Raw genomic sequence first — 11,788 nt, forward strand, 5'->3', positions numbered from 1 at the left:
GGTTAGCCTGCCTCTTCCAATGCCATGATCTGGTTGGTCAGGAACATGGAGAGCTTCGCGTCGATAGCCTCGTCGGTCAGGCCATGCTCGTGCATGACCTGGCGCATGGCCTCGATGTTGGGGTTGGCGATCAGGCCGCGGCAACCCTCGCAACCGTCACCGTAGGTCGGGCAGATGGCGTCGCAACCGGCCAGCGTGATCGGCCCCAGGCAGACCTTGCCCCGCGTATAGACGCAGATGTTTTCCTTGAGCTTGCACTCCATGCACAGCGGCTGATCGGGGATGAAGGGCATCCGACCCTGCAGCAGGTGCGTCACCGCCTTGATGAATTCCCGCCGATCGATGGGGCAGCCGGGGATGACGGCGTCAACCTTGATCACGTCCTTGATCGGGCGCGGTTCATAAGTCTCGAACCATTCGGCCCGATCGCCATAGACGTATTCGCGGACTTCCTGCAGGGGCATGCGGTTGCGGATGGCGTTGACGCCACCCAGATGTGCGCACGCGCCCAGGGCTACGACGATGGCCGCCTGCTGCCGGATGGCCTGCAGCTTCGGCTCATCGCTGGGCCGTGAGCAGGAGCCTTCGATGAAGGCGATGGCGTAGTCCTCGCCCTTCTCGCTCATGGCTTCCCGGAACTGGACGATCTCCACCGTGTCCAGCAATTCCGGATGATCCTGCAGCGAGTCAACCACGGTGAGCTGGCAACCCTCGCAACTGGTGAATTCAAAAAAGGCAACTTTGGGTTTGGCAGACATCAGAGCGCCTCCTCCAGGTGCTTGATTTCGGCATACGAGAAGGAAGGGCCGTCCTGGCAGGTGTAGATGTGATGCATCTGGCAGTGGCCGCACTTGCCCACACCGCACTTCATGTGGCGCTCAAAGCTGAACCAGATGTTGCCTTCGGCGATGCCCTTGCCCAGCAGTTCCATCAGGACAAAGCGATACATGACCGGCGGGCCAACGACAACGGCCACCATGTTGCGCGGATGGATCTGGACCTTGGGGAAGAGGGTGGTCACTACGCCGACATTGCCCGTCCAGCTCTCGTCGGCCCGGTCAACCGTCATGTGGAACTCGATATCAGTCCGTTGTTGCCACTGCGCAATCTCATCGCGGAACAGGATTTCGGATGGGGAGCGGGTGCCGTAGAGGATGATCACCCGGCCGTACTTGCCGCGCTCGTCAAGCACCTCGTTGATCAGGGAGCGCAGCGGGGCCAGCCCCAGGCCGCCCGGCACAAAGAGGATATCCTTGCCGCGGAAGCGCTCCACCGGGAAGCCGCGCCCGAAGGGGCCGCGCAGCCCCAGCATGGCCCCCGGCTTGAGGGCATGCATGGCGTTGGTCACGCTACCCACACGACGCACACACACCTCAAAGCTGCCGTTGCTGCGGCTGGGCGAGGATGAGATGCTGATCGGCGCTTCGCCAACGCCCAGCACGGAGATCTGCACGAACTGGCCGGGGCGGTGATTGAGGGAAAACCCGCTGGGCAGTTCGATGGTGAAAAGCTTCTCCAGCGCCGTCAGGTCTTTTACAGCGGTGATCCGCGCTGGCGTGGGCATGTAGATCGATGAGTGTTTGAGGGTTTCTTTGAGCAGGGTGGTCATGCTTGCTTGGCCTCCTCCAGAATTTCACCCTTCTTGTGGCGGCGGTACAGTTCATTAAAGGTATCAACAGGGGTAATGTGCACCAGGCAGGCCGCTGCACAGCGCCCGCAGCCCACGCAGCCGATCAGGCCGTAGGCTTCCAGGTGGTACTTGCCCTTGCGCATAAAGCGGTGACGGTTGCGCAGGGCGCGCGTGGAGCGGAAGTTATGGCCGCCGGCCACCGTGGCGAAACGATCGATCTGGCAGGAGTCCCAGGTGCGGGTGCGTTGCCCTTTGGTCAGGCTCAGGTCAACCTCATCACGCACGTCGAAGCAGTAGCAGGTCGGGCAGACCTTGGTGCACTGCCCGCAGCCCAGGCAGATGTCCCCCAGTTCGTTCCAGAGTGAACTGTTGTTGCTCAGGGCCAGCAGGTCAGGCAGCTCGGTCACGTCGAAATTGAGCCGGTAGGAGAAGCGCGGCCATTTTTCGGCCATGACCTTGTTGATGCGCTGGTAGTCTTCGCTGGTGGGGTCCCAGATGGCGGTGAAGCCCTGCAGCAGCGCCTCGCCCTTTTCCGAGCCGACATCGACGCCGTAGCTGTCGCCCAGGTCGGTCAGGTGCAGGTCGTAGTCTTCCGGCACGGTGAGCGTCCCCATGCTCTTGCAGAAGGACTGTTCCATGCACGGGCTGAGGCATTCGATGCTGACCAGGGTGGTATGCTGCCGGTGAGCCTGGTAGTGCTGATCGGTGTAGCCAGTGGCGTGCACCTTGTCCAGCAGCCGGATGGCGTGCATGTCGCAGGTATGTACGCCCAGGATCACTGTTGGCTCCCATTCGATATTCGCCTTCATCTGCATGCTCTGCGCATCGAAGGTGAAGAGCGTCTCGCGCTGGGGCAGCAGGTACTTCTTGGGCGGCAGGACGCTGGTCGGGTAATCGAGGACCAGCTCGTCCGGGCTGGCGATCTCGGCGAATACATACTGGCCCTGGCGGGCGGTGGGGCCGACAACCCGGTAACGGTTCTTCAGCCAGGTGACCCAGTCCGGGAGGGCGGCTTTGGGCATGATTTTGAAGCTCATGATCGTCTTACTCCGTTTTTGGGGCAGTGTCCGGCGGGGCGTTGAAGCGGCGATGTTCCGGCTGCGCGGATGGTAGGGCTGGAATCGACACTGTATGATTGTGAAAGGCTTCACATCGGCTCAAGGGTAATCGATCTGCTGATGGCCGGTAACTAATGCTTATCACAAAAAAAGCAGGCGTTAGTCCTGATCAGGCGTTTTGTCCGCCAGGAAGGGAGCATCGTCATCCCCGGCCCGGGGGCAGGCGTGGCGGAATGGTTTGAGTTTCATAACATCCACCACTTTTTTACCCTTTTTTACCACCCAGCAGGCAAATTGCTGGTAAAACAATCAATAGGACTATTAGGCTATTTTTCCGGGCTGTGTTAACGACCCAGGAGACAAAGGGGGAGCCGGCTATACCTGACCTGCCATCAGCCGCTCGGAGAGTGTTTACTGTAGTGGATGTACCCCGAGCGCGGAAAGTTTGTTGAGGCGCGGGCCTATCTTCGCTTATCCTGCTGCGCCGCTTATTTTATCCGTGAGGAGAAAGATGCTCCGACCATTTGTGACTGATCGAAAAACGCTTTTCATTGCTGCTGTACTGATGCTGGTGCTTCTTGCCTTACCCGTGGTGGCTGCAATACCTGCCCGCGCCATTGGTGGCGATCCGGTCATCAACGAGTTTGTCGCCAACCACACTGGCACTGATACCAGCGAATATGTGGAAATCTTCGGCGCCCCGAACACCTACTATAGCACCCTGACACTGCTTCAGATCGAGGGTGACGGCACTGGCGCTGGCACTGTTGATAGCGCCTTTCCGCTGGGCCTGACCGGCCCGACTGGCTTCTGGACGACCGGCTTCCTGAACAACCTCATTGAGAATGGCACGCTCACCCTGCTGCTGGTGGAAGGCTTCAGTGGCATTGTTGGCCAGGACCTGGACACCGACAACAACGGTGGGCTGGACGTTACACCCTGGACGCGCATCGTTGACGGCGTGGCTGTTAGCGATGGCGGGGTGGGCGACGCGACGTACACCGGGACGGTGCTGGCGCCCGGCTTTGGCGGATCGGCATTCACGCCTGGCGGCGCATCGCGTATCCCCAATGGCGCAGACACCGACACCGTCGCCGACTGGATGCCCAACGACTTTGATGGCGCGGGGCTACCCGGTTTCACCGGCACACCGGCTGTCGGCGAAGCGTACAACACGCCCGGAGGCGTCAACCGGTTGTTTGGCACTGCCCGCCCGCCGCTGATCAATGAGTTCGTCGCCAATCACACCGGCGCCGACAACCACGAGTACATCGAGATCGCCGGCGACCCGAACACCGATTACAGCGCCTACGCTGTGGTCCAAATTGAGGGCGAGACGGAGGTCGGCGGCACGCCGGGCGTCATCGACAGTGCCCACCCGCTGGGCACAACCGATCCGCTTGGCCTGTGGTTTACCGGCTTCCTGACGGAGACGCTGGAAAACGGCACGATGAGCCTGTTACTGGTAGAAGGTTTCGTTGGCACCGTTGGCCAGGACCTGGACCCTGACAACGACGGCTTCTTGAACTTCATGCCTTGGGCGCGTGTCGTTGACAGCGTTGCTGTCTCTGACGGCGGTCCAGCCGACCGCACCTATGCGGAGACTGTCCTGGCCCCCGGCTTTGACGGCGTGAGCTTTACACCGGGCGGCGCGTCGCGGATTCCCAACGCAGCGGATACGAACAGCCCCGCCGACTGGCTGCGCAACGACTTTGACCTGGCGGGCATCTCTGGCTTCACCGGGACGCCCCTCTTCGGCGAGGCGCTCAATACGCCGGCGCAGGTCAATGCAGCCGTGCCGGAGCCACCCAAGTTTGTCTGCGGCGACCCGGCTACGCCGATTCATGACGTGCAGGGCAGCGGGGCGGCCAGTCCGCTGGCCGGGTCGCCTGACCCGGTGGTGATCGAGGGGGTGGTCGTCGGCGACTTCCAGGGCACAGCTGCGCTGCGTGGCTTTTACCTGCAGGAAGAACCCGCCGACGCTGACGCCAATCCTGCCACCTCAGAAGGTATCTTCGTTTTTGACAGTACGTTCGGTGTGAACGTGGCTGTCGGGGATGTGGTGCGCGTCGAGGGCAAGGTCACGGAGTATTACGGCCTGACCCAGCTCGGCAGCATCACCAAGCTGCTCGTTTGCGGGACTGACACGGTGGCTCCCACCACCGTTACCCTGCCGATCGCCAGCCTGGCCCTGTGGGAGCAGTATGAAGGCATGTTGATCACCGTGCCGGGGCCACTGACGGTCAGCGGCAACTACACGCTAGGCCGCTATGGCGAGGTCGATCTCTCGGTCGGTGGCCGGCTGTACACGCCGACCAACGTGGTCATGCCTGGCGCGGCGGCGGTTGCGCTGCAGGATCTTAACAACCGCAGCCGCATCCAGATCGATGACGGTCGCACAGCCCAGAATCCACTGCCACTGCCGCCCTATTTCATGGCTGACAATACGCTGCGCGTGGGCGATACCACTTCTGGTGTGACCGGCGTCCTGAGCTACAGCTTCGATGCCTGGGAGATTCACCCGACGCAGCCGGTGGTCTTCACCCGCGTCAATGAGCGTCCCATCACGCCGATCCCCGTTGGCGGTGATGTACAGGTGGCCGCCTTTAACGTGCTCAACTACTTCAACACGATCGACACCGGGGCCTGGATCTGTGGTCCAGCGGGCAACATGGAGTGCCGTGGCGCGGACAGCGCGTTCGAATTTACGCGACAGCGGGATAAGATCATCAGTGCGCTCACGACCCTTGACGCAGATGTGATCGGCCTGATGGAGATCGAGAATGACGGTTACGGGCCGGAGAGTGCAGTGGCCGACCTGGTCAATGGCCTCAATGCTGCGACTGTCCCCGGCACATACGCCTATATCGATCCGGGGCGGCCTTACCTCGGCACGGACGCCATCGCGGTGGCTCTGATCTATAAGCCAGCTGTCGTGACGCCCTATGGCAGCGCCGCCATCCTTGACTCGTCGGTTGACCCGCGCTTCATCGACACGCGCAACCGCCCGGCGCTGGCCCAGACGTTTGAGGAAATAGCGACCGGGGCGCGCTTCACCGTAGTGGTCAACCATCTCAAGTCGAAAGGTTCGGCCTGCGACGATCTGGGCGATCCGGATACCGGCGACGGGCAGGGCAACTGCAACATTGTCCGCACCAACGCTGCCGACGCTCTGGTTGACTGGCTGGCGAGTGATCCGACGGGCAGTCAGGACCCCGACTTTCTGATTATCGGCGACCTGAACGCCTACGCGATGGAAGACCCGGTCCGGCTGCTTAAGGGTGCGGGCTATGTGGACCTGATCGAGGCGTTCGCCGGCCCGTATGCCTACTCCTACAACTTCCAGGCGCAGTCTGGCTACCTCGACCATGCCCTGGCGATCGCCAATCTGGCGCGGCAGGTGACCGGCGCCGGTCACTGGCACATCAACGCTGATGAGCCGGTTGCGCTGGACTACAACAACTACAACCAGGCGGTGCTCTACAGGCCGGATCCGTACCGCTCCTCTGACCATGACCCGGTCTTGCTGGGTCTGGTGCTGGATTTTGAGGTGCCGTTCGATGTCAAGCCGGGCGCGGATGTCAGCCCGGTCAACCCGAAAGCGAAGGGTACGCTACCTGTGGCGCTGCTGAGTACACCGTACTTCGATGCAACACGGGTCGACCCGGCAACTGTCCGGGTGGCGGGCGCGCCGGTGGCGATGCGCGGCAATGGCTACATGATCCAGATCCGCGACGTGAACCATGACGGGCTGGATGACCTGTTCATGCACATCGAGATGTCGCTCATCAGTCTGCCGGATGGCGCGACGGAGATGCCGGTCGAGGCCATGTACGGCAACCGGCGTGTCTATGGTGCAGACGCCATCCGGCTGGTTCCGGCAGCGCAGGCAGCAGCGTGTGCGATGGACGAGACGACCCTGGCGGTCTTGGGGCTGCGGGGCGGTCATGAGGTCTTCCTGTGGGGCAAGACGTATGCTGAGGTGCTGGCGGCGCCGGGTCGCGGCCAGCTGTGGTTCGATCTGGCGCGGGCGTATATCGGCGCGCAGGCGCATATCCTCAACGGCGCGCCGGTGCCCGGTGATGTGGACTCGTCGATGACACTGGCCTACAACCTGCTCAGTGCGACTGATCCCGATCGGGGCATGGGCCGGGCCAACCGCGTGCTGTATGCCCAGTTGACCGCCATCCTTAACAGCTATAGCGCCGGTCTCTGTGTACCGTAACCACGTGGGTTAATAGCGTTTCGGGGCGGGGGCTGAACACCCCCGCCCCTTTTTGATGCTGTCTGATCGGTTGGGAAGCCTCGCTGCGCCGCAAACTGGGAGGCCCCCGCCATGCGGCGAGGGCCTCTTCTTCCAGCAGGGGGTAGGCCAGCCTGGAATCGTCCCGTAAAGCCTCTTTGGCGTGCTCAGGATCAAGGGCTTGAACCCCTTGTCCTGAGTCTTGTTGGTGTTGAGCAGGCGCTTAGAAGGCGAAGTGAATGGCCTGCCCGGCAACGATATACCACGTGATCAGGATCGCCACCAGGAACGCGCCGGTATAGACACGCCCGGTCTTGTAGAAGAAGAAGGTCAGCACCAGACCGATGATGACCATCAGCGGCACGATCTGGATGGCGACGATCGTCAGCAGCGGTTCGGCCAGCGGCATCGTCCCGCCAGCGAACAGCGGCAGGTACTGGATCAGCAGCAACACCACGAAGCCGATGGCCAGGATGACCGCGCTCAGTGGCAGGGCCTTGTCCAGCGCTTGCGGCTGGCCCTGGGCGTCCACCCGGCGCAGCTGGCTGGTTAGCGTGGTGCTCAGTACCAGGAAGAACAGCCCGAAGAACGGCAGGTAGGCCAGCATGATCTGGAAGTGCAGTGTGCTCATCGGCTTGAAGGCCAGCACCCACAGACGGAAGTCGATCATGAAGATCAGATTGGCCAGGATCAACAGCAGGTAGGTCGGGATGAAGATAGCAATGGCCAGCAGCAGCGACTTGCCGATCTTGGCCCAGTTCAGACCGCCCTGCCAGGTCAGGCCATAGTTGTCGGCGGTGGCGCCCTTGTTCAGCAGGAAGTGCCACAGCAGGAAGAGCACCAGCGAGATCACGGCGTTGCCCAGCGCCCAGGTGACCAGCCCGGTGGTGATGTTCTGTGGCCAGAAGGAACCGGCCGGGAACCAGCTATTGCCCTGATGCTGCAGCCAGTAGTAGGTGACGATGGGAATGCCGGCTGCCAGCAGGACGCCGACCCACCAGCCCCACCCCTTGAGGCCCTTGAACTCCGGCATCGGATCCGCCAGTTCCTTGAAGAAGCTGGTCTGGAGCAGCACTTCGCCCAGCGGGAACATGAACAGGATCATGCCCAGCAGGGCGATGAAGCCGCCGATCTCGCGCCAGTACCAGATCTGGTCAGTCGGGGGCAGGTCGTTGCCGCCCTCCAGTGTCAGTTGCAGCCATTCGACGGCATTGGCGATGGCTTCCTGCGAGATGTGATCGCCGGGGTGGGTGACGCCCGGCATGTACAGCTTGCGGGCCGTGCCCTCTTCAACCGAGCCGTAAAGCTGCCCGATCACGACCGGTTCGTCGGTGCCGAACAGTGTCTGCAGCTTTTCGGTGTTAACGATCTCTGGCGCGGTGGTGGCGCCCCACATCAACTGGGCGAACTCATCAAACTGGCTGAAGATCAGGCCCAGGTTGCGCGGGAACTCGGCGTTGCCATCCGGTGCGCCAAAGGTGCCGGTGGACGAGCCTTCCAGGATGATGGCTTTGTAGTCATCCGGGTAGGTACCGGCGGCGATGGCTGCCGCCCAGCCGCCCATCGAATGGCCGGTCACCGCGACGTTGTCTTTGTCGACGATGTCCAGGCTGCGGAGGTAAGCCAGCCCATCTGGGCCGCCAAAGCCGTTGGCGAAGGCCGGTGGAGCGGAGTAGCCGTGACCGGTCTGGTCAAGAGCCAGAACCACATACCCCCGGCGCGCAAACTCGATGGCAAAGCCGTCCTGGGTCTCCCGTGAGTTGATGTAGCCGTGGACAGCCAGCACACCCGGCGCGGGCGACTCGGCGCTGACGCCCGGCGGAATGTAGAGCAGAGCGCTCATCTGTTTGCCGTCTGTGCCTTCGAAACGCACATCCTGCACAGTGATCGTCCCGCCTGCCGTCTGCGCCGCCCAGGCGATCAGACTCCCGGCAAGCACCAGGATCAGGGCGATCCCTAAAAGTACATATGTTCTTCTCATCCCCCTTGATCTCCTTCACATACTCGACAAACAACCGCGAAGACGAACAAAGAGGTGGTCGGCGCTGGCTCCAGGCAGCCAGTGCATCATCGGCCCCCTGACTTATTATACGAGAGTCTGCGCCAATGTGTTGAATCTTGCTTAATTTCGCTGCACAATGACCCGTGCACTTGTTTTTACGGACAGGGTTTGGTCGGTATGCCCCTGACGCTTGACCGCCAGAATGCCTACCGCGCCCGTTACGCCCGCCTGCGTCCCGGCTGGCAACCGGCGACGGCCGTCTACGAGGGCGCGATCCGGGCGGCGCTGGCCGGGCGGGAACGCCCGGTGGTGCTGGATATCGGCTGCGGTCGGGGTGGCGTCCTGGAGCAACTGGCTGATGTGGACGGTCTGCGCCCGCTGGGCATCGACCCGGACCTGGCCTCACTGGTGGAACATCGCTTGCCGGCGCTCCGCCGCGCCGTTGCCCTCTCGGAGGCGATCCCGCTGCCCGCGGCGGTGGTTGACGTGGCCATCGCCGCCTGGGTGCTGGAGCATTTGCCCGCGCCGGAGCGGACCTTCGCTGAGGTAGCCCGTGTCCTGCGCCCCGGCGGGGTGTTTATCTGCCTGGCCCCGAACCGCTATAGCCCCATCGCCCTGCTCAACCAGGCGCTGTTCCCTCTGCAACGGTGGCTGGTGCCACGGCTCTATGGGCGGGCGGAAGCGGATGCTTTCCCGGTCGTCTACCGCGCCAACACGCGCCGCCGGGTGATCGCGCTGGCGGAAGGGGCAGGCCTGCGGCCAGTCGCTTTCCATGCCATCGACGATCCGACCTATCTGGCCTTCAATGATGTGCTGTTCTGGCTCAGCCGGCAGGCGGCCCGGCTGCTGCCGGAAGCGGCGGCTGTCCATTTTGTGGCTGTGTGTGCCAAAAATGCCTGAAGCCACCCCCAACTACTCATAGGAACACCCCCCAAAGTGTAGGGGCAGACAGCGTCATAATTCGTGCTATGATTTGTTCGCTCAACAAACCACAGCGCGCGTGGCGCTGCTTCGACTCGATAGGGGGAGTTATGAACACTGATAGGGTGATCATCCACATTGAAGGGCTGACCAAACATTACGGCAGCGTGCAAGCCCTCAATGACCTTAATCTGGATGTCTACCAGGGCGAAATCTTCGGCTATCTGGGGCCGAACGGCGCTGGCAAGACAACCACCATCCGCATGCTGCTGGACCTGATCCGCCCGACTGCAGGTCACGCAACGATCCTGGGCATGGATGTGCAGCGGGATAGCGTGGCCTTGCACCGCCATATCGGCAATCTGCCCGGCGAACTGGGTCTGTGGGAGCAGATGACCGGCTGGGAAGTGGTCCGCTACCTGGGCGAGTTGCGCGGCGGGATCGATGAGAAGTACGTCGGCGAACTGGCCGAGCGGCTGGACATGGACATGAACCGCCGTGTGCGCGACTGCTCATCCGGCATGAAGCGCAAGATCGGCCTGATCCAGGCGCTGATGCACAAGCCGCAGGTACTGATCCTGGACGAGCCAACTAACGGCCTTGACCCGCTGGTGCAACAGACGTTCTACCAGCTGATGCGCGAGGTCACCGCCGAGGGGCGCACTGTCTTCCTCTCCTCGCATAACCTGCGCGAGGTGGAGACAATCTGCGACCGGGTGGGCATCCTCAACAAAGGCCGCCTGCAGGCTGTCGAGCGCATCAGCGCGCTCAAGCAGGTTCGCTTCCGCTGGATGACGCTCAAGGTCGCCAACGGGGCCGATCCGTCAGCCTTTGAGCGGCTGGAGGGCGTTTCCGATGTTAGCCGCGAAAACGACTCGATCCGCTTCCGGGTGACTGGCGAACTGGACCCGGTGATCAAGCTGGCGGCGCAGTACCATGTCATTGATCTGACGTATGAAGAGCCTAGCCTGGAAGAGATCTTCCTGGAGTACTACGGCGAAGGTAAGAAGAAGGGGGGGCAGGCATGAACAACGCAGGCGCGATCTTTCGGCGCACGCTGTACGATCACCGGCGCAGTATCCTGTGGTGGAGCATCGGGATTGGCGTGCTGGCTTTCTATGTGACGATCGTTTTCCCGATGATCGCTCAGTTTGAGCAGTTCAACGAACTGCTGGAAAGCCCGCTGTTCGGCGCTCTGTTCGGCGATCTGGGCGAACTGGATTACACCTCGCCGGAAGGCTTCCTGGGCATAGAGTTCTTCACCTGGGCGCCGCTGGTGTTGGCCGTTTTCGCGGTGATGTTCGGGCTGGGCATCGTCGGCGGGGAGGAAGATCGGGGCACGCTGGACCTGCTGCTCAGCACCCCCATCCCGCGCTGGCGGATCATCATTGAGAAGACGGTGGCGTTCCTGGTCGCTCTGGTCATCATCCTGGCGCTCTCAGCACTGGCCATGATCGCAGCGGTGGCCATGACGCCTGAGCTGGCCGAGATGAATCTGAGCATGATCGTCGTGGCGATGATCAATGTGATCCCGACTGTGCTGCTGATGATGACTCTGGCGCTGTGCCTCTCGACGGTGATGCGTTCGCGCGGGCAGGCAGGCGGCGTAGCTGCCGGGATCATTGTGGCTTCGTACTTCATCAATTCATTCGCGGATATGGCTGAATCGGGGCTGCTCAAGACGCTGCAGAACTTCTCCTTCTACAAGTACTACGCCCCGTTCCGCGTGCTGCTGGATGGCGTGCAGTGGGGGAACTTCCTGCTGCTGCTGGTAGTGAGCCTGGCGTTGCTGGGGCTGGCGCTCTACTTCTTCCAGCGCCGCGACCTGGCCGTATAGCGACGCCCATCATACACCTCTGGACGCGGGCTTCCCCCCGGCGGGGGAGGCCCGCGCCCTGTGTTTTCTGCTATCATGATCAGTGGGGGGGTAACCA

Annotated in this window: 8 protein-coding genes; 4 read left to right on the forward strand and 4 right to left on the reverse strand. The window is 62.1% G+C overall.

Annotated features, from left to right (window positions below; genetic code table 11):
* Positions 1–2: 2 nt before the first annotated feature.
* From HPY64_01335 to HPY64_01345, 3 genes are read right to left on the reverse strand one after another with little or no spacing between them, the layout of a single operon-like run.
* Complete coding sequence (locus tag HPY64_01335) at positions 3–758, reverse strand: NADH:ubiquinone oxidoreductase (GenBank protein NPV65769.1); 756 nt, start codon at positions 756–758, stop codon at positions 3–5.
* Complete coding sequence (locus tag HPY64_01340) at positions 758–1,609, reverse strand: FAD/NAD(P)-binding protein (GenBank protein ID NPV65770.1); 852 nt, start codon at positions 1,607–1,609, stop codon at positions 758–760. The genes HPY64_01335 and HPY64_01340 overlap by 1 nt, the downstream gene beginning before the upstream one ends.
* Complete coding sequence (locus HPY64_01345) at positions 1,606–2,667, reverse strand: Ni/Fe hydrogenase subunit beta (GenBank protein ID NPV65771.1); 1,062 nt, start codon at positions 2,665–2,667, stop codon at positions 1,606–1,608. The genes HPY64_01340 and HPY64_01345 overlap by 4 nt, the downstream gene beginning before the upstream one ends.
* A gap of 547 nt (positions 2,668–3,214) precedes the next feature.
* Here HPY64_01345 and HPY64_01350 point away from each other — a divergent pair.
* Complete coding sequence (locus HPY64_01350; GenBank protein NPV65772.1) at positions 3,215–6,913, forward strand: ExeM/NucH family extracellular endonuclease; 3,699 nt, start codon at positions 3,215–3,217, stop codon at positions 6,911–6,913.
* A gap of 241 nt (positions 6,914–7,154) precedes the next feature.
* Here the strand turns inward: HPY64_01350 and HPY64_01355 are convergent, their stop codons facing one another.
* Positions 7,155–8,912, reverse strand: a complete 1,758-nt coding sequence (locus HPY64_01355) for an alpha/beta fold hydrolase (protein ID NPV65773.1) — start codon at positions 8,910–8,912, stop codon at positions 7,155–7,157.
* A 198-nt stretch (positions 8,913–9,110) separates the two neighbouring features.
* On the opposite strand from HPY64_01355, the gene HPY64_01360 reads away from it, so the two are divergent.
* The 3 genes from HPY64_01360 (at position 9,111) to HPY64_01370 (ending at position 11,691) form a co-directional block, all read left to right on the forward strand.
* The gene (locus HPY64_01360) at positions 9,111–9,833 is read left to right on the forward strand and encodes a methyltransferase domain-containing protein (protein ID NPV65774.1); all 723 of its coding nucleotides are present in this window, start codon (positions 9,111–9,113) and stop codon (positions 9,831–9,833) included.
* A 131-nt stretch (positions 9,834–9,964) separates the two neighbouring features.
* On the forward strand, positions 9,965–10,882 hold the full coding sequence (locus HPY64_01365; GenBank protein ID NPV65775.1) for an ABC transporter ATP-binding protein: 918 nt from the start codon (positions 9,965–9,967) through the stop codon (positions 10,880–10,882).
* Positions 10,879–11,691 (forward strand): ABC transporter permease subunit, encoded by an 813-nt coding sequence (locus HPY64_01370; protein ID NPV65776.1) that lies wholly within the window; start codon positions 10,879–10,881, stop codon positions 11,689–11,691. The genes HPY64_01365 and HPY64_01370 overlap by 4 nt, the downstream gene beginning before the upstream one ends.
* Positions 11,692–11,788: the final 97 nt, after the last annotated feature.

Source organism: Anaerolineae bacterium, assembly GCA_013178165.1.
GTDB lineage: Bacteria > Chloroflexota > Anaerolineae > Aggregatilineales > Ch27 > Ch27.